This is a genomic window from Calidifontibacillus erzurumensis, assembly GCF_013303125.1.
GTDB lineage: Bacteria > Bacillota > Bacilli > Bacillales > Bacillaceae_J > Calidifontibacillus > Calidifontibacillus erzurumensis.
The window spans coordinates 91,930-113,478 of record NZ_JABTTE010000005.1; the positions used below are offsets into that span (position 1 = coordinate 91,930).

General features: G+C 36.5%; 22 protein-coding genes, 1 riboswitch and 1 other annotated feature (1 of these 24 only partly in view). Of the genes, 12 read left to right on the top strand and 10 right to left on the bottom strand.

The genetic code is table 11. The features are described from left to right. Window positions 1-73, bottom strand: a binding site (T-box leader) (it extends 169 nt beyond the left edge of the window). Window positions 74-136: 63 nt separating this feature from the next. Then, window positions 137-412: a DUF2524 family protein gene (locus HR057_RS06110; protein WP_173730549.1), complete on the bottom strand. Its 276-nt coding sequence runs from the start codon at window positions 410-412 to the stop codon at window positions 137-139. Between the two features lie 200 nt (window positions 413-612). Here HR057_RS06110 and HR057_RS06115 point away from each other — a divergent pair, with 200 nt between their 5' ends. After that, on the top strand, window positions 613-1,560 hold the full coding sequence (locus HR057_RS06115; protein ID WP_173730550.1) for a TIGR01212 family radical SAM protein: 948 nt from the start codon (window positions 613-615) through the stop codon (window positions 1,558-1,560). A 21-nt stretch (window positions 1,561-1,581) separates the two neighbouring features. Next, window positions 1,582-2,154 (top strand): class I SAM-dependent methyltransferase, encoded by a 573-nt coding sequence (locus tag HR057_RS06120; protein ID WP_173730551.1) that lies wholly within the window; start codon window positions 1,582-1,584, stop codon window positions 2,152-2,154. A 46-nt stretch (window positions 2,155-2,200) separates the two neighbouring features. Here the strand turns inward: HR057_RS06120 and HR057_RS06125 are convergent, their stop codons facing one another. Beyond that, complete coding sequence (locus tag HR057_RS06125; protein ID WP_173730552.1) at window positions 2,201-3,262, bottom strand: tetraprenyl-beta-curcumene synthase family protein; 1,062 nt, start codon at window positions 3,260-3,262, stop codon at window positions 2,201-2,203. Window positions 3,263-3,268: 6 nt separating this feature from the next. Then, window positions 3,269-4,060, bottom strand: a complete 792-nt coding sequence (locus tag HR057_RS06130; RefSeq protein WP_173730553.1) for an alpha/beta hydrolase — start codon at window positions 4,058-4,060, stop codon at window positions 3,269-3,271. 120 nt (window positions 4,061-4,180) lie between these two features. Between HR057_RS06130 and HR057_RS06135 the strand changes: the two genes are divergently transcribed. After that, the gene (locus HR057_RS06135; RefSeq protein ID WP_173730593.1) at window positions 4,181-4,711 is read left to right on the top strand and encodes a gamma carbonic anhydrase; all 531 of its coding nucleotides are present in this window, start codon (window positions 4,181-4,183) and stop codon (window positions 4,709-4,711) included. A gap of 706 nt (window positions 4,712-5,417) precedes the next feature. On the opposite strand, the gene HR057_RS06140 is transcribed toward HR057_RS06135, so the two are convergent. Next, on the bottom strand, window positions 5,418-5,621 hold the full coding sequence (locus tag HR057_RS06140) for a cold-shock protein (protein ID WP_173730554.1): 204 nt from the start codon (window positions 5,619-5,621) through the stop codon (window positions 5,418-5,420). A gap of 172 nt (window positions 5,622-5,793) precedes the next feature. After that, on the bottom strand, window positions 5,794-6,996 hold the full coding sequence (gene metK, locus HR057_RS06145; protein ID WP_173730555.1) for a methionine adenosyltransferase: 1,203 nt from the start codon (window positions 6,994-6,996) through the stop codon (window positions 5,794-5,796). A gap of 185 nt (window positions 6,997-7,181) precedes the next feature. After that, a riboswitch (SAM riboswitch) is annotated at window positions 7,182-7,349 on the bottom strand. A 183-nt stretch (window positions 7,350-7,532) separates the two neighbouring features. Between metK and pckA the strand changes: the two genes are divergently transcribed. Continuing rightward, the gene (gene pckA, locus HR057_RS06150; protein WP_173730556.1) at window positions 7,533-9,119 is read left to right on the top strand and encodes a phosphoenolpyruvate carboxykinase (ATP); all 1,587 of its coding nucleotides are present in this window, start codon (window positions 7,533-7,535) and stop codon (window positions 9,117-9,119) included. Between the two features lie 58 nt (window positions 9,120-9,177). Here the strand turns inward: pckA and HR057_RS06155 are convergent, their stop codons facing one another. Beyond that, the gene (locus HR057_RS06155) at window positions 9,178-9,990 is read right to left on the bottom strand and encodes an alpha/beta hydrolase family protein (RefSeq protein ID WP_173730557.1); all 813 of its coding nucleotides are present in this window, start codon (window positions 9,988-9,990) and stop codon (window positions 9,178-9,180) included. Window positions 9,991-10,222: 232 nt separating this feature from the next. Here HR057_RS06155 and HR057_RS06160 point away from each other — a divergent pair, with 232 nt between their 5' ends. Genes HR057_RS06160 through HR057_RS06170 form a run of 3 tightly spaced genes read left to right on the top strand, consistent with a single transcriptional unit; the run spans window position 10,223 to window position 12,811 of the window. Next, on the top strand, window positions 10,223-11,215 hold the full coding sequence (locus tag HR057_RS06160) for an ABC transporter substrate-binding protein (protein WP_173730558.1): 993 nt from the start codon (window positions 10,223-10,225) through the stop codon (window positions 11,213-11,215). A 20-nt stretch (window positions 11,216-11,235) separates the two neighbouring features. Continuing rightward, complete coding sequence (locus tag HR057_RS06165) at window positions 11,236-12,018, top strand: ABC transporter ATP-binding protein (protein ID WP_173730559.1); 783 nt, start codon at window positions 11,236-11,238, stop codon at window positions 12,016-12,018. Next, complete coding sequence (locus HR057_RS06170) at window positions 11,993-12,811, top strand: ABC transporter permease (protein ID WP_173730560.1); 819 nt, start codon at window positions 11,993-11,995, stop codon at window positions 12,809-12,811. Before HR057_RS06165 ends, HR057_RS06170 begins: the two co-directional genes overlap by 26 nt. Window positions 12,812-12,897: 86 nt before the next feature. Here the strand turns inward: HR057_RS06170 and ytkD are convergent, their stop codons facing one another. Continuing rightward, the gene (gene ytkD / locus HR057_RS06175; protein WP_173730561.1) at window positions 12,898-13,371 is read right to left on the bottom strand and encodes an RNA deprotection pyrophosphohydrolase; all 474 of its coding nucleotides are present in this window, start codon (window positions 13,369-13,371) and stop codon (window positions 12,898-12,900) included. Window positions 13,372-13,743: 372 nt separating this feature from the next. Here ytkD and HR057_RS06180 point away from each other — a divergent pair, with 372 nt between their 5' ends. Then, window positions 13,744-14,319: a hypothetical protein gene (locus HR057_RS06180; RefSeq protein ID WP_173730562.1), complete on the top strand. Its 576-nt coding sequence runs from the start codon at window positions 13,744-13,746 to the stop codon at window positions 14,317-14,319. 519 nt (window positions 14,320-14,838) lie between these two features. On the opposite strand, the gene HR057_RS06185 is transcribed toward HR057_RS06180, so the two are convergent. Beyond that, entirely contained in the window at window positions 14,839-15,177 is a 339-nt protein-coding gene (locus HR057_RS06185) for a hydrolase (protein ID WP_173730563.1), read from the bottom strand. A gap of 115 nt (window positions 15,178-15,292) precedes the next feature. Next, entirely contained in the window at window positions 15,293-15,658 is a 366-nt protein-coding gene (locus HR057_RS06190) for a phage holin family protein (RefSeq protein ID WP_173730564.1), read from the bottom strand. A gap of 187 nt (window positions 15,659-15,845) precedes the next feature. Here HR057_RS06190 and HR057_RS06195 point away from each other — a divergent pair, with 187 nt between their 5' ends. Continuing rightward, window positions 15,846-16,106 (top strand): DUF6154 family protein, encoded by a 261-nt coding sequence (locus HR057_RS06195; protein ID WP_173730565.1) that lies wholly within the window; start codon window positions 15,846-15,848, stop codon window positions 16,104-16,106. A 662-nt stretch (window positions 16,107-16,768) separates the two neighbouring features. On the opposite strand, the gene HR057_RS06200 is transcribed toward HR057_RS06195, so the two are convergent. After that, window positions 16,769-17,836, bottom strand: coding sequence for a TRAP transporter substrate-binding protein (locus HR057_RS06200; protein ID WP_173730566.1), 1,068 nt, complete (start codon window positions 17,834-17,836; stop codon window positions 16,769-16,771). A gap of 108 nt (window positions 17,837-17,944) precedes the next feature. On the opposite strand from HR057_RS06200, the gene HR057_RS06205 reads away from it, so the two are divergent. The 3 genes from HR057_RS06205 (at window position 17,945) to HR057_RS06215 (ending at window position 21,526) form a co-directional block, all read left to right on the top strand. Further along, window positions 17,945-19,567, top strand: coding sequence for an ATP-binding protein (locus tag HR057_RS06205; protein ID WP_173730567.1), 1,623 nt, complete (start codon window positions 17,945-17,947; stop codon window positions 19,565-19,567). Next, on the top strand, window positions 19,560-20,240 hold the full coding sequence (locus tag HR057_RS06210; protein ID WP_329955848.1) for a response regulator: 681 nt from the start codon (window positions 19,560-19,562) through the stop codon (window positions 20,238-20,240). Before HR057_RS06205 ends, HR057_RS06210 begins: the two co-directional genes overlap by 8 nt. Window positions 20,241-20,482: 242 nt before the next feature. Beyond that, window positions 20,483-21,526, top strand: a complete 1,044-nt coding sequence (locus HR057_RS06215) for a TRAP transporter substrate-binding protein (RefSeq protein ID WP_173730569.1) — start codon at window positions 20,483-20,485, stop codon at window positions 21,524-21,526. The last annotated feature ends 23 nt before the right edge of the window (window positions 21,527-21,549 follow it).

The following is a 21,549-nucleotide window of genomic DNA, read 5'->3' on the forward strand; positions in this document are numbered from 1 at the left end:
TATTGACTTGCACCAACCGTCAATTCTCTAAAAAGACTTACCAATCACTACTATTCCTCATCATCGTTGTTACATTATTATAGTCTGTATTTTAAGAATTTGTCCGAATATTGTCAAGCATTCGATAAAATTTGCCTTACATTATTAAGTTTTGCTGATCTAAGATCATATCGTTTTGAATTCTGTTAATTTTTAGCTGCATCCGATATAATCGTTCTTTTTGCTGCTTATCCGCACTTTCCATTAGTTTCTGTATATCGTTGTAAACCTCATTTAACTGCTGTTGGGCATTGATATACTCTGACGTATTGTAATGTTCCTGCTGATTGGCAATTTCCAATTGCTCAAGCGCATATTTACATGCTTCCTCAGCTCTTTGAATAAATTGGTCAACTGATGCACGCGTTGCCATTCATTTTCCTCCTTAATTCATATTGGAGTTAGTGGAACATTCATATTTTGCACAGAATCATACTCTGTTATGTGGGTGGAGGTTTAGTTAGGTATATAGAGCTGACTTGGAATTGCAATTTTTTCATTTGGATAAGCAAAATAATCATGCTAAAATGGCAAATGTATATTTCAAAAAGACATATAGAAGGAGGGAATACAATGACGAATCCATTCCCTTATGCATCAGACGATAAACGTTACCATACTTGGAACTATCATTTACGGCAAACGTTTGGTCATAAAGTTTTCAAAGTATCTCTTGATGGAGGTTTTGACTGTCCAAACCGCGACGGGAAAGTAGCCTATGGAGGCTGTACATTTTGCAGTGCGGCCGGCTCAGGAGATTTCGCTGGCAATCGTGCCGACGACCTTGTTAAACAATTCAATGATATAAAAGAAAAAATGCATAAAAAATGGAAGGATGGCAAATATCTTGGTTATTTCCAAGCCTTTTCAAATACGTATGCACCTGTTGAAGAATTGCGTGAAAAGTATGAAATCATTCTCAAACAGCCCGATGTTGTCGGTTTATCAATTGCAACGAGACCAGACTGTCTCCCTGATGACGTTGTTGAATATTTGGCTGAATTAAATGAACGGACATACCTTTGGGTTGAACTGGGTCTTCAAACCGTGCATGAATCAACGGCTAATTTAATCAATCGTGCTCATGACTATGAGTGTTATAAAGAAGGAGTTGCCAAGCTTCGCAAACATGGGATTCGCGTTTGCACCCATATTATTAACGGATTGCCTCTAGAGACGACAGAAATGATGCTTGAAACAGCGAAAGAAGTAGCCAAGCTCGATATTCAAGGAATTAAAATCCACCTATTGCATTTACTAAAAGACACACCGATGATTAAGCAATACGAGAAAGGTCTTTTAAAATTTTTATCATTTGAAGAATACGTTCATTTAGTTTGTGACCAATTAGAAATCTTACCCCCTGAAATAATAGTCCACCGCATTACTGGCGACGGTCCCGTTGATTTAATGGTTGGACCGATGTGGAGCCTTAGAAAGTGGGAAGTTTTAAATGCGATTGATGCGGAACTAAAGCGGCGTAATAGCTGGCAAGGAAAATTTGCCGCATCGACCACATAAGTTTCTAAAGGAAGTGGTTTTATGATTTTAAAACGCGTGTTGCAATTTGCCCATTCATTACTGGAAGCCGCGGTTAAAGAGGGGGATTTTGCCATCGATGCTACTGTAGGAAATGGGCATGATACGGTACTTCTTGCCAGTCTCGTCGGAGATCGCGGGAAAGTATTTGGCTTTGACATTCAACAAATAGCTATTGAAACCACGAAAAAACGTTTGAAAGAAAGCAATCTTGAGCAAAGGGCAGAGCTATTTTTGATTGGCCATGAACAAATACATGAAGTAATTTCTACTGATGAATTCGCTAAAGTTAAGGCAGCCATCTTTAATTTAGGGTATTTACCTGGCGGAGATAAGTCCATTGTCACAACGCCTACTTCAACTATTCAAGCTGTGGAAACACTTTTAAAAATGATGCCGACAGGAGGAATAATTGTCCTCGTTGTTTACCATGGCCATCCTGAAGGGCAAGTAGAACGCGATCACCTTTTGCAATTTGTAAAAACAATTGACCAAAAGCGAGCCCATGTGTTGCAATATCAATTTTTGAATCAAATTAACAATGCTCCATTTGTCATTGCCATTGAAAAACAATAAAATGAAGCCGGCTAAACGTTCATAGAAGAAAGGCAGCCGGCTTTTTTTAAGTAATTTTTAACTTCCGGTATGAAAGCCCATTGACATAAAAAAACAACGATAAAAATCCTCCGCTTTTTAATAGATTGCGCATTAATCGGCGCACTTCCCTCTGTTTTTTTACTTTAGAATCGGAAAGATATAATCCGATTAGACCATGATTAATAAGTTTATGAAAAAGCTCATCTGGCAGTCCTTTTATATGGTTATTAGCCTGTTCAAAAAAATGATTTAAACGGCTCATTAACATTTTGGTGTTAGGATAATAAAAACAAAAGTTCAAGTCACCGCCATCTTTATCTTCTTGTTGGTCAATAAAATAATCCAATAATATATGTAGTCCTTGAACATATGGAAATAGCGCATGCCTTATTTTCTTCACATGCTCATTTGTAAAATTCGAATTAAAAGCATAGGCGACTAAGCAAAAAATACCTAACGTAGATCCTGCGCATGCAGAAAATTCGTACCATGTCATTGGCGGCAATTGATCTTCATATTTTTCAAACCATGCTTTAAGTAGCGGAACCCGTTCATCCTCTTTAATATGTTTATATACTTGCAAGTCACAGTAATAAGATGCCAGTTCATGCAAAAATGGAGCTATTTTATCATAGTGTTCAAGTTTTTGAAGCGTGTTTTGGCAAGTTTTAACGAGTTCCCATAAATAACCTCCATCGTCTTGTTCTTTGCGAAAACGATAATAATTTTTTAAACTCTCTCCTGGGGTCAAAGCATGTAACATCGATTCATGAAGACTGCGAAAATCGACGGGATCCAAAGAAGTGCTTCTGTCGCATAAATTATCTAAATAATCGCTAATCGTTTGGTAGGCGACAATAAATTTGATGCATTCATCTGTTGCTCCTTTGGCTAAAAGCGCATAAACCCCGCCGCCTTCACAATGAAATGTTTTTGTTTCAATGCTCGCCAATGCTTGTTTTCTTAACTCGTCATCCGGGATTTGCTTTGCTTTTTCTTTCCATTTGTTTAATTCGAAATGGACTTTCGGCAAAATTTTTTTATAAAATTTATTCATAAACGTAAATGTATACAATGGTACTTTCAATGTTTTTCACCCCAATGATTTTTGCAGTTGCAGCTCAATAAATCCTTTGGCATATTTAAATACTTCTTCCCGTTCAGGTTCATTAAAAATTTCATGGTACAAATTTGTCCATTCCTTATAAAGTTTTTCTTTAATTTTTAATTTATCAAACCACTCCTTAACAACAACTTTATCTACAATTTTGTCAGCACCTGCCTGCATCAGAAGCATTGGGATATCCGGAAGTTTTTCTATATTGCGCATTGCAAGCTGCATCGCCTTAACAAGCTCCCGATACCAACGAACTGAAACTTTTGTGACATAAAGGGAATCATTTTCGTCAAGTTCCATGATTTCTTTATTACGGGTAGCAACATTTGGTTCTAGATTCGTTGGAACCCTGAGCGTTGGCATAAATAAATTTAAAGCTCTAGAGGCCCATTCCAACCCTTTCGGCGGCCCTTCTACAAGTCCTAAACACGGTGACGAGAGAATGACGGCTTGGACCGGCAAATTTTTTTCTTGTAAAGCCCGAATAACTGCAAGTCCTCCCATGCTATGGCCTAGCAAAAAGATTGGCAAATGATAGTTCTCTGCTTCTTGAACCCATTGTGTTATTGTATCGATATAAACATCGAAAGATTCAATATGTCCCCTTCGTCTCGTCGAAATGCCTTGTCCAGGCAAATCACCAATGACCACGTTCATACCATGTGCTTTCCACATTTCTGTAAGCCACTTATATCTGCCTTGATGTTCGAACGCTCCATGAACAATAACAATTGCAGCCCTTGGATTTTCAACTTCCAACATCCACATGAAAAAATCCCCTTTATTGTTATATTTCCGAAATTTCCATGTTACAATCATTTTATGGTGGGAAAAGTTTTGATTCAAGCATTTAATCTATACAATTTCATGAAAGGGAATGGTACTTTTATGATTTATGAATTCAAAGGAAAATATCCTAAAATCGCAGAAACCGCTTTTATTGCAGATTACGTTGCCATCACAGGCGATGTAACAATTGGCGAATATACAAATATATGGTTTAATACTTCAATCCGGGGGGATGTCGCACCAACAATGATCGGCGACCGCGTAAGCATCCAGGACAATTCCGTACTACACCAAAGCCCAAACAACCCTTTGATTATTGAAGATGATGCAGTTATCGGACATATGGTTATTTTACATAGCTGCATCATTCGGAAAAACGCTTTAATTGGCATGGGTTCAACGATTTTAGATGGGGCGGAAATTGGTGAAGGAGCATTTATCGGAGCGGGAAGCTTAGTTCCGCAAGGCAAAAAAATCCCGCCAAACACATTAGCTTTTGGAAGGCCGGCCAAAGTCATCCGCGAATTAAATGAAGAAGATCTTAAAGACATGGCTAGAATTAGAAGAGAATATGTAGAAAAAGGGCAAATTTATAAACAATTGCAAATGCAAAAAAGAGAAGAAAAATAAAGTTGGAGTTGGAAATTTTAAATAGAAGGAAGTGGAGAAAAAAGAAAAAGTTTCCTATCACTTCCTTTTTTTTATAATCTTCTAAAATTTCGTTAATTTTTCATGCGTATTGAGTTGCTGGATATAGACTTTTGTAAAACGAACACCAAAAATCAAACAGATTTTAACTTTAAGTGATTTTAGTTGGAAAACGAGTGGAATCATTTATCATCATTTTTTCGAAATCAAACGAGATTGGGGACGAAGATTTTTTCAGCAATTATTTAAACTTAAGAGGGATTGGTATGAAAATCTTAGTCCTCCCTTCTTAATCAATTGAGAGCTTTTGGGACAGGATTATTCTGGTCGTAAGAATTGGAATGGGTAGTCTTTTTTCGGAGTTCTAGTACTAACATGTACAATGGATGAAATTAGAATAATGATGCAATAGTAAGCGATGAGCGGATTCTATAGTGGAGTTCTTTTTGAAAAAAGATTACGTAGGAATTGACGCGATGGATAGTGGTCAAACACGGAACCCTCATTATCAGTCCAAAATCCAGAGGAGATTAGAGTGAGATGAAACTTTTTGATGCTTTCAGTCCGAAGTCAATTCTGATTCGGACTGAGACAACTCTTTTTTCGGCGATTTCATTCCGAAGAAAGACAATTCGAATTTAATCGATCTTTATTTTAAACTCACCATTTAAAATTCCATTGAATATAATTAGGAATATTTTCTCGTAGGATTGTCAATCACTTGCAGCATTTTTGTGCTTGGAGTCATTTCGCTCTTGCAAAGTGGACAATTAGGCTCATCACTGCTTTTGAAGTTGTCACGAATCCAACAATTGCACTCATCTGATGTACAAATCCAAACTTTTGTTTCTTCCATTACAACTTCCTCTGCATTTTTTCTACCAAACGCCATTCGTATCCACACCTTTCATTTACTCTTTGCTCTATGGCAACAAAACATACCTCTAACATCATATACCTAATCAAAACATTTTATACCAATTTTTAGGGATACAAAAGAAAAAGGCTGCCTTTTCGTTAAAACCTAACGAAAAGACAACCTTTATATGTTAAATTTTATTGGATTAAGCTAAAGCTTCTTGTTTTAGAATTTCTGCTTTATCTGTTCTTTCCCAAGGAAGATCAAGATCTGTGCGTCCAAAGTGCCCATAAGCTGCTGTTTTCTTATAGATTGGGCGGCGTAAATCTAACATTTTAATAATTCCTGCTGGACGAAGGTCAAAGTTTTTACGAACTACTTCTACCAATTTTTCTTCTGATACCTTGCCTGTGCCAAAAGTATCGATTGAAATTGATACTGGCTGAGCAACACCGATTGCGTATGCAAGCTGAACTTCGCATTTTTCAGCTAAACCTGCAGCAACAATATTTTTTGCGACATATCTTGCAGCATATGCAGCTGAACGGTCAACTTTTGTAGGGTCTTTTCCAGAGAAAGCGCCACCGCCGTGACGAGCATAGCCACCGTATGTGTCTACAATAATTTTACGGCCTGTTAAGCCTGCATCACCTTGTGGTCCGCCAATAACGAAACGACCAGTTGGGTTAATAAAATATTTTGTTTGGTCATCAATTAGTTCTTCAGGAACAACTGGTTTAATAACATATTCTTTAATATCACGAACGATTTGTTCCAAAGTTACTTCAGGGTTGTGCTGTGTTGAAACAACGATTGTATCAATTCGAACTGGTTTACCATTTTCATCATATTCAACAGTTACTTGTGTTTTTCCATCCGGACGCAAATATGGTAATGTCTCGTTTTTACGAACTTCTGATAAGCGGCGAGAAAGCTGATGTGCTAAAGAAATTGGCAACGGCATAAGCTCAGGTGTTTCATTGCAAGCAAATCCAAACATTAATCCTTGGTCTCCGGCACCGATCGCTTCAATTTCTTCATCAGACATTTGTCCTTCACGAGCTTCCAATGCTTTATCTACACCCATTGCGATATCAGGTGATTGTTCATCGATAGATGTAATTACAGCGCAAGTTTCAGCATCAAAACCAAATTTTGCACGGGTATAACCAATTTCATTCACTGTTTCACGGACGATTTTTGGAATATCTACGTATGTAGATGTAGTAATTTCACCTGCAACTAAAACCAATCCAGTTGTTACTGCTGTTTCTGCAGCTACACGAGCATTTGGATCTTTTTCTAAGATCGCATCCAAAATTGCATCTGAAATTTGGTCGCAAATTTTATCTGGATGCCCTTCTGTTACTGATTCTGATGTAAATAAGCGACGGTTTGTATTTGTCATAAAGCTACCTCCTCCTTAAGATTAAAATAAAAAAATTTACGGTACTCATTTCCCTTTACACGTTGGTTCAACTTTTTACTACTTTTTAAAATATCCATTTTCAATGAAAAACAGCCAAATTCGACATAAAAGCAAAAAAACCTCTCCTACACACTGAGGAAAGGTTTATCATATTTAGCCTTTCACTCTTATCGCTCAAGACATTTTCATGTCTTGCAACAGGTTAGCACCTTGTCACTATTATTATTAATAGCAAAATAAGCTTTATTTTTTTGATTATTTTGGAATTATAATAATAGTGTCGGTTGCCGGGTTTCTTTGGGCCTGTCCCCTCCACCAACTCGGGATAAGAGAGTATCCGTTCCGACATATGATATCTTAGGAGATCGAATTTTGTCAATCCATTTTTATAATCGAAAGAAAGATTTTTCAAATAGTATAGACTATTAATCTAAATATGTTATACTAATTAACATATTATAAAACAATGATTATTTAATTTTTAAATAAATTTATTGAAAAGGAAGGTTTTGTTCATGAACACTGTAGGCAATCCTATCGATTTGAAGGATGTGATTAACGGAGCAAATGTCCATCATAACTTATCAGTTCCGCAATTAGTTGAAAAAACATTAGCAAGAAAAGAAGCGATTTTGTCATCAACTGGTGCGATTCGTGCAACAACTGGAAAATATACAGGTCGTTCTCCTAAGGATAAATATATTGTAGAAGAACCTTCTACTAAAGATAAAATTGATTGGGGTTCCGTAAACCAACCAATTTCTGCTGAAGTATTTAATTCATTATATAACAAAGTACTTAACTACTTAGCGTCAAAAGATGAAATCTTCCGTTTCCAAGGTTTTGCAGGAGCTGATCCAAAATATCGTTTGCCAATTCAAGTTATTAATGAATATGCGTGGCATAATTTATTCGTGCACCAACTCTTTATTCGTCCAACTGCTGAAGAATTAAAAACACATGAACCAGAATTTACAGTTATTTGCGCACCAAACTTCAAAGCAGATCCTGCAGTTGACGGCACGAAATCAGAAACTTTTATCATTATTTCTTTCGAGCGGAAAACAGTATTAATCGGTGGAACTGAGTATGCCGGTGAAATGAAAAAATCAATTTTCTCTGTAATGAACTACTTATTACCAGAAAAGAACGTATTACCAATGCACTGCTCTGCTAACATCGGCCAAGAGGGAGATGTTGCATTGTTCTTTGGTTTATCCGGTACCGGTAAAACAACATTATCAGCAGATCCAAATCGCCGTTTAATTGGTGATGATGAACACGGTTGGTCTAATAACGGTGTCTTTAATATTGAAGGCGGCTGCTATGCAAAATGCATTAACTTATCTAGAGAAAAAGAGCCGCAAATCTGGGATGCCATCCGCTTTGGTTCAGTACTAGAAAACGTTATTCTTGACGAAAATTCAAGGGTTGCAGATTATGATGACGCATCTTTAACTGAAAATACTCGTGCCGCTTATCCAATTGATGCTATTGACAATATTGTCACACCAAGCATTGGCGGCCATCCAAATACAATCATTTTCTTGACAGCTGATGCATCTGGTGTATTACCACCAGTAAGCCTTCTTACAAAAGAACAGGCAATGTACCATTTCATCAGCGGTTATACAAGTAAAGTAGCGGGTACTGAACGTGGAATTACTGAACCACAACCTGCATTCTCTACATGCTTTGGCTCTCCGTTCTTGCCAAGACCGGCTTCTGTATATGCAGAAATGCTTGGCGAAAAAATTGATCAATACAATGCACGTGTATTCCTAGTGAATACTGGTTGGACAGGCGGGGAATACGGTGTCGGCCAACGTATGAAACTTTCTTATACAAGAGCAATGGTACGCGCTGCCCTTGAAGGAGATTTAGATAATGTAGAAACTGTAACAGATCCAATTTTCGGCTTACGTATTCCATTACATTGCCCAGGGGTACCTGATGAAGTATTACAACCGAAGAAAACATGGGCTGACCCAGAAGCATACGAAAGAAAAGCCCTTGAATTAGCAAGAGCATTCAATGAAAACTTCAAGCAATTTAAAGATGTTTCAGATGAAATTAGAAACGCTGGTCCATTAGTAAAATAATCCATAATTCATACAAAAAAGTGCGGACGTCTTTTTTCTGACTCCGCACTTTTTTTGTTTAAAATAAACGCCCCCCATTTTTCATCCAAAGGGTTAAATTTTGAACGACTTTTCGATTTTCTATTGGTGGAAAATAGTGAGTGTAATCGTTAAAAATCCAAATTGTGTACGTCTTGTTTTGCTCTTTTAATTTTTGTTCCAACAAATAGGCATGTTTGACCGAAACATTTTGATCCTTTGCTCCGTGAATAATTAACACTGGGGCATTAATTTTCTCGATATGTTCCAACGGTGTTCTCCATTTATATTGTTCTGGCACTTTATTAGGCGTGCCCCCAATCACCCGCTTCATCATTCTACGCAAATCAACTCTTTCTTCATAGGTCAATGTCATGTCAGATACACCGCCCCAAGTAACAACGGTTTTCACTGCCGGCTTTTCAATTGCCGTAATTAAAGCCATAGCCCCACCGCGGGAAAAGCCAAATACATGAATATGCTCTTCATCAACAAGTGGATGGCTGCGTAGTATTTCAAATGCTTCCAAAGCATCGGTCCGGTCCTCTCCAGCAAAATCTTCATACCCTTCGCCACCGTAGTTTCCACGATAAAAAGGAGCCATTACAACAAAACCTTCTGCTGCAAATTGGATGATTCTAGCGATCCGCACCATCCCGACACTTTTAATGCCACCACGTAAATATAAAAATCCCGGAAATTTCCCATTCTTGGTAATGGGAGACCACCGTGGAATAGCTAAGAAACCTTTAACTTTATATTTATCACTAAGGTATGTAACAAGATAAACATCAATTTGCGGATGCGGAGATGGAAATCTCTGCATGTCTAAAAGTTTACCAGCAATATTCATCTACTCACCTCATTTACTAGGGTTGGGTGCAAGCCCCTTCTGTGGCACCATCTACAGTACGGTGCCTGACCCCTCTCCTGTACCGTCTCCGGCACCATCTGCGGTACCACCTGCGGTACGGTGCCTGACCCCTCTCCGGCACCGTGCCTGACCCCATAAAAAATAGGCATACACACATTTTACCATTTCTTCATAGTCTATGTTAGATTCGATCTTTAGGAGGTCCTGAATAATGAAATTTCGCCAGCTTCTCATTTTAATGATTTCATTGATTGTCGTTATGGGACTTGCAGCATGCTCCCAAAATAGCTCACAAAAAATTAAGCTCGCTGAGGTTACACGTTCTATTTTTTACGCTCCACAATATGTAGCTCTTGAAAAAGGGTTCTTTGCCGAGGAAGGGCTTGAAGTTGAGCTGACAACAACTTGGGGCGGAGATAAAACGATGACTGCTCTTTTAACCGGCGGTGCAGATATTGCCCTTGTCGGTTCTGAAACGTCCATTTACGTTCACGCCCAAGGTGCAACAGATCCTGTCATAAATTTTGCCCAGCTTACACAAACCGATGGAACATTCCTAGTTGCACGTGAAAAAGTAGAAAACTTTTCTTGGGAACAATTAAAAGGCAGTACGTTCCTAGGGCAGCGCAAAGGCGGAATGCCACAAATGGTAGGAGAATTTGTACTTAAAAAGCATGGAATTGATCCGCACAAAGACACGAATCTTATTCAAAATGTTGACTTTGCAAATATCCCGAATGCCTTTGCCTCCGGAACCGGAGATTACGTACAGCTATTTGAACCAACAGCAAGCATTTTCGAAAAAGAAGGCAAAGGTTATATTGTTGCTTCTTTCGGAACCGAATCAGGGCATGTTCCATATACAACCTTCATGGCTAAAAAGAGTTTTATAAACGAAAATCAAGAAGTCATTGAAAAATTTACAAGAGCCATTTATAAAGCACAAATATGGGTAGAGGAACAAAGTGCTAGTGAAATTGCTAAAGTTATTGCACCATATTTCGAAGACACAGATCTTTCCATTATTGAAACAGTTATTGATCGATACAAGAGCCAAGGTTCATTTGCTACAAATCCAATTTTGGACGAAGAAGAATGGAACAACTTGCAAGATATTATGGACGAAGCCGGAGAATTACCAGCGCGAATTGATTATCAAACACTTGTAAATACACAAATCGCCAAAAAAGTAATGAGTGAATAAGAGAGGGAGTGGTTTCCTCAATGGCAATTTTAGAAATCGACCAAGTGTATCACACTTATTTTTCCCCAAAAACAGCAACAACCGCCCTTGAAAATATTTCTATTTCAATTGAGGAAGGAGAATTTATCTCTTTCCTCGGCCCTAGCGGCTGTGGAAAAACAACGCTGCTTTCAATAATAGCGGGTTTAATAGAGCCTACATCAGGAACAATTAAAATCGATGGTATTCAAGTAAAAAATCGAAAAGGATTAATTGGCTATATGCTGCAGCAAGATTATCTTTTTCCGTGGAAAACGATCGAAGAAAATATTTTGCTTGGTTTAAAAATTATGAAAAAAGATAGTGAGGAAAATCGGCAAAGAGCGCTCCATTTACTTAATGAAATGAATCTTGGTAACGTCGAAAAACAATATCCTCGCGAATTATCAGGTGGAATGCGCCAGCGTGTTGCTTTAGTGCGAACATTATCAACAAATCCAAAAATTCTCCTTTTGGATGAACCTTTTTCTGCTTTAGATTACCAAACAAAGCTGAAACTTGAAAATTTAGTATTCCGAACGTTAAAAGAGTACAACAAAACAGCACTTTTAGTAACACATGATATCGGTGAGGCTATTGCCATGAGTGACCGTATTTTTTTACTTAAAGCAAAACCTGGTGAAATTGTCCAATCATTTATCGTTCCCCCAGAACTTAAAGCCATTGAACCATTTGAAGCGAGACAACATCCTAAATTCTCGGAACTATTCCAACAAATATGGGAGGAGTTGAACAAACTTGAGTCAAAAACAACTACAACTTGACATTGAACTATTGCATAAAAACTTTTTACTAAATATCAAAAAAGAAAAACGATGGACTTTCGTTTGGCAACTTCTCATTTTTATAACATTTTTTGGAATATGGGAAATTGCGAGCAGAAAGCAATGGATCGATCCATTAATTTTTAGTTCACCGACAAAAGTTTGGCATTTATTTTTAGAAAAAGTAAATGATGGGACATTACTAACTAATCTCCAAGTTACATTGTTTGAGACAGTGGCAGGATTTATATTGGGGACACTTATAGGAACGGTTTTTGCCGCTATACTATGGTGGTCTGAAAGATTATCAAAAATTCTCGACCCATATCTCGTCATTTTAAATGCGATGCCAAAGGTTGCTTTAGGGCCGATTTTAATCGTTGCCTTAGGGCCAGGCTATATATCAATTATTGCTATGGGGGCCATTATTTCAGTCATCATTACAACAATAGTTGTTTACACATCATTTAAAGAAGTAGATGGAAATTATATAAAAGTGATGCATACATTTGGGGCATCAAAGATGCAAATTTTCCACCATACTGTTCTTCCAGCATCATTCCCAACGATTATATCAACACTTAAAGTAAACGTTGGCCTTTCTTGGGTTGGAGTAATTGTCGGGGAATTTCTCGTCTCAGCTAAAGGCCTTGGCTATTTAATTATATACGGATTCCAAGTTTTCAATTTTACATTGGTGCTTATGAGCTTGCTAATCATCGCAATTCTTGCCACCGTTATGTATCAATTCGTCGCTTGGCTTGAAAATAAATTATTAAAAAACAGAATTTAAGGTGTCAGGAAGAACCTGACACCTTCTTTTATTTCTTCTTCAATTGGACTCTCACTCCGGCATACCGTTTACTGCAGCTTCTACACCTACATTGTTTCAAGCTTTTCAATTTGTTTTAGGCTTTCTTGCAAGACTAAATCTTTCATAATAAAGCTAAATCTATCGTCCTCGTTTATGCGATCAGGAAGTTTTTCTAATAAGATGGGGCCTTCTGTTTCATAAAAGCTTTTTTGAGAGGTAAACGATTCAATTTGAGCATAATAAATATTTTTTATTATTATTTCTGTCATTGTTGTAACCTCATATTGACCAAGATAAATTAAACTGGCAATAGTAGCACCTGTTTCTTCCATCACTTCCCGGTGAGCTGCTTCTTCAGGAGTTTCTCCTAATTCTACTTTCCCACCTGGAAATTCAATTCCTCTTTCTTTATGGACGGTTAATACCCACTTGTCTTTATATTTGCAGATGACCCATACATGTTTCGGTGTTTTCGAAAATGGCAAAAATGAAAACGAAAGTTGTACTTGATTCCCAAAGTAATCTTTAAACTTCATCATATAAAACCCCATCATTTTCCATCGTATAATAAAAACAAATTAGCCACATACATAGATAAGCTATAGATAATCATAACATGGAATTTCCCTATAACCAACAATGAAAAAGAATCAATTGTTTAATCACCTTTTTTCTTAGTAAAAAGGACTTGTCCTTCAGGCCCAAAAATACTGCAAAAGCTTACCTTAACTTCTTTACTTCCCAAATTACAATTTGCTAAAACATCCTCAAATCTACTCCTCCCGACATCAATTAGATATATTGAAAGATGTAACATCTATTTTTATTATCTAGGACAAGCGCTGTTTCATAATCAAAGAAACATTAATAATCTGTTATAGGATAAATAATTTTGAAAGGAGGAGTAAAATTTGTCTAATGAGGGAAAAGGATTTCTGAAAGAGTTAGAAAAAGAAATTAGAAAAATATTTAAGAAAATAGAAAAAACACCATTTGCTATATCTTTAGGACCAATTTTAAGAAATCCGAATACAGAAGAAGTTATCGTTTCAATTTTCAATGGAGACAAACATACTCAGAAGATAACAGTATCCGTTGCTGATACAACGAATTGCATACCAGTCGAATTTCAAAAAGAAGCTTATCTTTGTGGAAAGTTAATTACACCTCCGCTGCCTCCTTTTACTATTCAAAACACTAAACCTCAATTTAATTTACAACAAAATTCAGAAAATACCCCACTTACAGTTGGGATCCCTCCTTCACAATTACTAATTGTTCACGCAAGGGCAACTCCACCCCCTCCTATGGTAACAAATGCAACATATAATGTGTTGGTATTCACTCCTACAAGGAATATTACGATTTCTTCAGCGGGGGTTAACCAACAGGGAGAGCCTCAGGAAGGGAATACAGTTACAATGAATCAAACTGAAATCGCTAGAACAATATTATTAGATAGCTTTATAGGAGAAATCGAGTTTTAGGAGAAAGTGTAAGCTCCCGTCCTCTCACACCAAGTACGTACGTTTCCGTATATGACGGCTGTTCAATTAAAATGAATGTTGCAAGGTTTATTACGAGCTTCCAGATTTTTCAACCCTTCGCTATATATTACCCATTCTTTTGCGTAATCTGTTTTCCGGCAACTAGAAATTTTTCATATGATACTCCTCTAAATGTAGACAAGATTAATAATTTTAATCTGACTACGTTAAGAGGAGTAGTTTTTTAGGGTAAAAATTCTAATCAACATCTTAAAAATCTCCAATGCCTCTCATGAGTGATACCCCACAAAAATATCATTTCAATTTGGATGGAGTTGGTCAGTGTAGGAATAAAGCGGTCATGAAATAAAATCGCTTCTATTACAGCAGAGGAAAAAAACATTTTTATTGTACATAATGGGCATAAAAAAACTTAACGGCCTTAACCATAAACAGTATGGGCTAAAGCCGTATGAATGATCATTATTATTTTTCCCGTTCATATTTAACAGCGGATGTTTACATGGTTGTATGGCCATCTTCATAAAAGCCATCCAAAATCCCCATTGATTCTATATGTCGTTTTGTTTCAGGTGTTCCTAGTTCGTAAAGCATTTGGTACACATTCATAAGATCGCGATCAATTGCATCATTCTCTCGGTCATAATGGTATTGCACATATGGGACATGGGATCGAATGAAACCTGACCATTCCGCCGTATACATATCATTAAAAATGTCCCGCAATTTTTGTATTTCTTCATCAGTTGCCTTAATTTCCAATTCATACGGTGATGCGGTTTTAATTTGTGAAATTTCTTTTGCTCCGACAGAAATATAATACGTTTTTCTATCCATACATGCTCGCCCTTCCCTTCGTGCGCTTCATCAAATTTATTGCTATATTCAAACGGTACCTTTTTATACTTTTTCCATTTCTATATAATAAATATTCATAACACTTTTTTTATTGCTATTTTTCACGAAGGAGACTCACTGCTTTTTTCAAAAATTCAGGAATCGGAATGCCAAGCCTTCCTGCGTTTTCAATGACGGAAAGGATTTCGTTAACCATATAAAAGATAATGGTTGCATCCCTAACTAATTGGTTAATTCCTAACAACTGATCAATAAAGTGGGCAATCGCAATTAGTGCGAAAATCATAATTTTTTTCGCAATACCTTTAAACCCTATCTTACTGGAAAGCTTTCCTTCTATTCCTGAAGCAATTAACCCTGTAACATAATCGATTGAAACAATCGCAATGAAAATGTACAGCAGGCTGTCAAAACCTCCAAAAAGAAAAGAAACAAGAGATCCAATGATAGCAATTGCCATTTTAAAGTAGATTCCTATATTTTCTATATCGGTCACCTCCTTGTCCGTTTCTACATCTTATTAAGAAAAAAATTTTTTGCTTATACTAAATGCCCGGTGGAATATTAATAATTTCAACAAAATATGCATCATTTTAGGAAGAAAGCGGAAAAATAATTTTATAGGAGATGCACAGGAGTGATTTTTCATGAAATTAATCGATGACTTATATAATTTGTATAAACATATGTTAACTGGCGACGAAGAGGATGCAGATATCATCGTTTTTTCAGTATTGGAAGCAATGGATCGGAAGGATTTGCTCGAATTAATTGCGGAAATGAATGATGAAGAACTTTATAGCATGGTCGGTATGTATATGATTGAAAAGTTTAAAAGCAAAATGGCTCAAGATGGAATTGAACAAAATGAAATTCGCTCAGTACCCGAGCTTAAAAATTTGCATTAATCATCCAATACATACCATATTACAGCAATCCTTTGTACAATTTTGGAGGAATTCATAAATATTTGCCACAATTATTGCAAATCTATTTCATTTATTGTTTATTTATTGTATACTTTGGATATATTGGTTGTATAATTAGTAAATCTTATTATTACATGATATTTTCTCCCTATGTTTTGCGCATGTGATAACATGCGCTTTTTATTTTTCTTTTCTTAACTCAGTTGAAGCAAAACCTTCAAATGGAATCATTTCTACTGTAAACATATGACTTTTCCAATTTTTCTGTCTCCCCGTATGAAACTTCAGACATCGTTAAATGTAATCATCCATAGGTGCCTCAAACCGATTGGCAAAATTGAGCAACTTCTAAATCAAAAAATGACTTGGCGTTAATTAATTAACGGATTCGTAGATTTTTTCACATACAAGTTATTTGCCAGAAAGAGTTATAAATGCTGCCAACGATCGTGGCACCTATTTTTTTCTAGAAAGTTTCCAAAGAACTTAAAACTCAGTATCAACATTTAAAACGTACCTGTCATTCATAATTGGGAACATTTCTTTCTTCCCAACTTCTCTCTAGTCCCCCACAAGTCCTAGATTTTCCTATTTTTCCATCCGATTCATTTGAATCCATACTTCCGAATAGCTTTGCCAATTTAATCTCGTTTATCTTTGATACCGTTTGGCTCTAGCTTTTGAATTTCCTGAATCCATTTTTCACCATACCGTTCTCCATATTCTTCATACAACGGTTGAAAAAAATCAATCCATTGTTGGCGTTCCTCATCAGTTAGTTCATAAATTTGAATATCTGATGATGATTTGATCAATTCAAGCTGTTGTTGATTGATAGCTATTGATTCAGAAAATAGCCAATCGGTTGTTTCATCCATTGCTTCTTGAATTTTCTGTTGAAGATCTTCAGGAAGGGAGTCCCAAAACTCTTGATTCATCATCACGGCATAACCAAGATAACCGTGGTTGCTAATCGTCATGTATTTTTGCACTTTATAAAAACCTTTGGAATATATATTGGAAATTGTATTTTCTTGCCCATCTAAAAAACGGTTCTCAAGATTTGGATAAACTTGATTAAAAGGCATTGCATTGGTTCTTACACCCAACATTCGAAACTGATCTTCGAGCGCTTTACTTGGCATAATCCGAAACCTTTGACCAAGAAAATCAGACGGTTTGCGCAGAGGATTTCGGTTTGACGTCATTTGTTTAAAACCATTGCTCCAAAAAGCAACCCCTTTAATATTATGCTTTTGCAATTTTTCTAAAAGCGCTTTCCCAACTTCGCCATTTAAAACGGCTTCCACATGTTCGTAATCTTTAAAAATATACGGCAAATCTAAAATAAGCCATTCAGGAATGAGTTCAGACATATTTGAGTATGCTGGTGCAATCATTTGCACTTCTCCGCGAATTAAAGCATCCACTTCTTCACCTTCTGCATACAAAACACCATTTGGGAAAACCGCAACTTTTACTTTGCCATTTGTTTTTCGCTCTGTAAGTTTTGCAAATTTTTGTGCCGCCAAACCTTTCGGAGTATTTTCTGCAACGACATGGCTGAAATTAATAACAATTTGGTTAGACAAATCTTCTTGTTCATAATCATATGTGAGCGAATTGTTTTCATTATTTAATTCAAAACCAACAAAAATAAATATAAAACAAATAATAATTACGATAGATGTTGCTATGAATACTTTCATAATATTCCCCATAATATTAATATTTTTAAGATAATTTTATCATATGTACAGAAGCATGGTAAAATGAATCTATAAATAAGATGATTCCAAACTTGAGGTATTGCAAAAATGTATCAAAAAATTCCTTTACGTTGGAAAATAACTGGATTAGCATTGGCGATTATGGGATTTGCTATAATCATGGTTGGGATTGCCCTAATCGGCAATTTAGTTAAAGTAAAAGAAGAAGAATTAAAGGAACGTGCACTCATTACAGCAAGAACTGTTGCTGAATTTTCCGGCATACGGTCAAACATCAACGGTGGGCCTGAAGAACGGAAAGCTATTAATCCGCTTGTGGAAAGAGTAAGAATTATTAACGGTGCAACATATATTGTTGTCCTCGATATGAATCGCGTTCGCTTATCCCATCCGGTCGACTCTTTAATTGGCAAAGTTTCTGAAGGAGCAGATGAAGGACCTGCTTTTGCTGAACATACGTATACAACAAAAGCTAAAGGAGAGGCAGGTACTAGCGTCAGGGCTTTTGTACCAATTATGAATGAACAGCATGAACAAATTGGCGTCGTCCTCGTCGGCTATTTACTCCCGACCATTCCCGAAATTATTTTTAGTTTAAAATTTGAAATTATTACGACCATTATTGTATCTATCATCTTTGGCGGCTGGGGATCTTGGATTCTTGCCAATCATATTAAACGGCAAATTTTTCAGCTTGAACCACATGAGATTGCAGCTATGCTTGTTGAACGGACAGAAACGTTTAATGCTATGCATGAAGGAATTGTTGCCATTGACAACAACGAAACGATCACCATTTTTAATGATAAAGCAAAAGAGCTGTTAGGAATATCTGGTGATGTCATTGGAAAGAAAATTCGAGAAGTCATTCCAGACACGTATTTGCCAGAAATATTAAAACTTAAACAGCCAATTTATAATAAAGAATTAAATGTCCGTAATAAGATCGTTCTTAGCAACCGGATTCCTATTAAAGTCAACAATAAAACAATAGGAGCCGTTGCGGTGTTCCAAGATCAAACCGAAGTAAAAAAATTAGCAGAAGAACTTACAGGCGTCAAAGCGTTTGTCAATGCCCTCAGAGTCCAAAATCATGAATATTTGAATAAACTGCATACGATTGCCGGTTTAATTCAAATGAACCACAAAGAAAAAGCACTTGATTATGTATTTCAAATAACCGAAGAACATCAAGAGCTGACCCAATTTTTAGGTAAAAGTATTCATGATGAAAGTTTGGCTGGCCTTTTGCTAAGCAAAGTAACTCGCGGCAAAGAATTAGGAATCCAAGTGATTATTGACCGAAACAGCAAATTGAGACGATTTCCACCACCGCTTGATCATCACGATTTTGTAGTGATCATAGGGAATTTAATTGAAAATGCTTTTGAATCATTTAAAGAGGTAAACCAACAAGATAAACAAATATTTATTAGCATTGAACAAGATGATGAAGTAACATCGATTCTCGTCGAGGATAACGGCTGTGGTATTGATGAAGACATTAAGGACAAGCTTTTTCTGCAAGGTTTTACAACAAAAGGGGAAGCAGGACACGGTATTGGGCTATATTTAGTAAACGAAATTGTAAAGAAGGCAAATGGCGAAATTGTTGTTGAATCACAAAAAGGACATGGAACTTCGATGATCATTACATTTTATGAAAATTCTGCTAAAAGGAGGGTTGAAGATGGCGCAGCAAATCATTAAAGTCGTATTAATCGAAGATGATCCAATGGTGCAAGAGGTGAACCGACAGTTTATTGAAAAAGTCGATGGTTTTAAAATTGTCGGAATTGCAAGCAACGGGAAAGAAGGTTTGGATTTGATAAAAAAACATAAACCGGAGCTTGTATTCGTTGATATTTATATGCCCGCCTTTGATGGCCTCTCCTTAATTCATCAAATTCGCAAAGAGGGACTATCTGTTGATATAATCGCCATTACTGCAGCCTCTGATATGGAAACGATTCGTGACGTACTACAAAACGGTGCTTTTGATTATATTATGAAACCTTTTAAATTTGAACGAATAAAAAAAGCATTGGAAAACTACCGGTCTTTCCGCAAACAACTTGAAAGCAAAAAAACTTTGACGCAAAAAGATTTAGATCAAATTCGTTTTGAAAAAGAAGTCTATGAATCCTCAAATCTTGACTTGCCAAAAGGTTTAAACGAAGTAACGTTTAAGAAAATTATTACCTACTTAAATGATCAGACCGAACCGCTATCAGCCGAAGAAGTTGCCGAACAAGTAGGTTTAGCTCGGGTTACAGCTAGACGATATTTAGACTACATGGTTAAAAGCGGCCATATTGATATGAAAATTCAATACGGAAGCATTGGCAGACCGATTAACCGTTATATAACAAAAGGGAAATAATTAAGTTTTTTAACTAGCTAGGCATGGGAAACAAAAGGCCCCATGCCTTTTATTTTCTGTATTTAGAGCGATTTACAACTATTGTTAACGCTTTCAGACCAAAAAGACCAAAAGAGACAATATGACCAAATTATTAACATATGAGTACAACTTCTGTACTATAATAGATGAATTCATAATAGACGAAATAACCAGAAGATTTAAAAGTCTTTATGAATTAAAAAATTAGAGGGGGTTTTTTCATGAAAAAGTGGCTTATGATGATGCTAGCAGCCGCTCTTATGATCGGAATTTTAGCAGGCTGTGGCGCAAGATCACAACAAAACAACGCTTCTAATGAAAGTGGAGAAAACGGCGGTGCCAGCGACGAAAAAATTATCATTAAATTCTCACACGTAGTTGCTGAAAATACGCCAAAAGGTCAAGCAGCGGAAATGTTTAAAGAATTAGCAGAAGAGTATACAAACGGAAAAGTAGAAGTTCAAGTATTCCCGAACTCACAGCTTTACAAAGATGAAGACGTACTTGCTGCTATTCAGCAAAATAACGTTCAATTAGCAGCACCTTCAACTTCAGTTGTTACAAAACTTTATCCACAATGGACACTATTTGACTTGCCATTTATTTTTAAAGACGAAGAAAACGTACAAAAAGCAATGGAAAGCCCGGAAATCGGTGGCAAGCTTTTCACAATGCTTGAAGAACAAAATTTACTTGGTCTAGCAATGTGGGATAACGGTTTCAAACAAATGCATTCAAATAAAGCAATTAAAACACCTGCTGATTTCAAAGGTCAAAAATTGCGCGTAATGTCTTCAAAAGTACTTGAAGCACAATTTAAAGCGGTTGGTGCTAACCCAACTCCAATGGCATTCGGTGAAGTATATAGCGCATTAGAACAAGGTGTTATTGACGGCGGTGAAAACACATTATCAAACGTCTACTCTCAAAAAATGCATGAAGTTCAAAAATATTTAACAATGTCTAACCATGGCTACCTAGGATATGCAGTTATTACAAATGCTGATTTCTGGAATGGTCTTCCTGAAGATGTACGCCAAGGTTTAGAAAAAGCATTGGCTGAAACAACTGATTGGGTTCGTGAAAACAGTAAACGTTTGAACGAAGAACAATTAGAGCTTATTAAACAAGCTGGAACAACAGAAATTATCGAGTTGACTGAAGAAGAAAGACAAGCTTGGGTAGATGCAATGACTGTGATCTACTCTGAATTTGAAAACGAAATCGGTAAAGACTTAATTGATGCTGCAAAAGCACTTTGGTAATAAAATAAGGGGCTTAGAATGCC

What these genes read in the sequence shown, in the direction of transcription:
- HR057_RS06140 (WP_173730554.1), bottom strand. Translation starts at nt 5,621, where the DNA reads ATGGCGTTTGGTAGAAAAAATGCAGAGGAAGTTGTAATGGAAGAAACA.
- HR057_RS06160 (WP_173730558.1), top strand. Translation starts at nt 10,223, where the DNA reads ATGAAATTTCGCCAGCTTCTCATTTTAATGATTTCATTGATTGTCGTT.
- HR057_RS06200 (WP_173730566.1), bottom strand. Translation starts at nt 17,836, where the DNA reads ATGAAAGTATTCATAGCAACATCTATCGTAATTATTATTTGTTTTATA.
- HR057_RS06115 (WP_173730550.1), top strand. Translation starts at nt 613, where the DNA reads ATGACGAATCCATTCCCTTATGCATCAGACGATAAACGTTACCATACT.
- ytkD (WP_173730561.1), bottom strand. Translation starts at nt 13,371, where the DNA reads ATGATGAAGTTTAAAGATTACTTTGGGAATCAAGTACAACTTTCGTTT.
- HR057_RS06205 (WP_173730567.1), top strand. Translation starts at nt 17,945, where the DNA reads ATGTATCAAAAAATTCCTTTACGTTGGAAAATAACTGGATTAGCATTG.
- HR057_RS06195 (WP_173730565.1), top strand. Translation starts at nt 15,846, where the DNA reads ATGAAATTAATCGATGACTTATATAATTTGTATAAACATATGTTAACT.
- metK (WP_173730555.1), bottom strand. Translation starts at nt 6,996, where the DNA reads ATGACAAATACAAACCGTCGCTTATTTACATCAGAATCAGTAACAGAA.
- HR057_RS06110 (WP_173730549.1), bottom strand. Translation starts at nt 412, where the DNA reads ATGGCAACGCGTGCATCAGTTGACCAATTTATTCAAAGAGCTGAGGAA.
- HR057_RS06185 (WP_173730563.1), bottom strand. Translation starts at nt 15,177, where the DNA reads ATGGATAGAAAAACGTATTATATTTCTGTCGGAGCAAAAGAAATTTCA.
- HR057_RS06135 (WP_173730593.1), top strand. Translation starts at nt 4,181, where the DNA reads ATGATTTATGAATTCAAAGGAAAATATCCTAAAATCGCAGAAACCGCT.
- HR057_RS06190 (WP_173730564.1), bottom strand. Translation starts at nt 15,658, where the DNA reads ATGGCAATTGCTATCATTGGATCTCTTGTTTCTTTTCTTTTTGGAGGT.
- HR057_RS06120 (WP_173730551.1), top strand. Translation starts at nt 1,582, where the DNA reads ATGATTTTAAAACGCGTGTTGCAATTTGCCCATTCATTACTGGAAGCC.
- pckA (WP_173730556.1), top strand. Translation starts at nt 7,533, where the DNA reads ATGAACACTGTAGGCAATCCTATCGATTTGAAGGATGTGATTAACGGA.
- HR057_RS06165 (WP_173730559.1), top strand. Translation starts at nt 11,236, where the DNA reads ATGGCAATTTTAGAAATCGACCAAGTGTATCACACTTATTTTTCCCCA.
- HR057_RS06130 (WP_173730553.1), bottom strand. Translation starts at nt 4,060, where the DNA reads ATGTGGATGTTGGAAGTTGAAAATCCAAGGGCTGCAATTGTTATTGTT.
- HR057_RS06155 (WP_173730557.1), bottom strand. Translation starts at nt 9,990, where the DNA reads ATGAATATTGCTGGTAAACTTTTAGACATGCAGAGATTTCCATCTCCG.
- HR057_RS06215 (WP_173730569.1), top strand. Translation starts at nt 20,483, where the DNA reads ATGAAAAAGTGGCTTATGATGATGCTAGCAGCCGCTCTTATGATCGGA.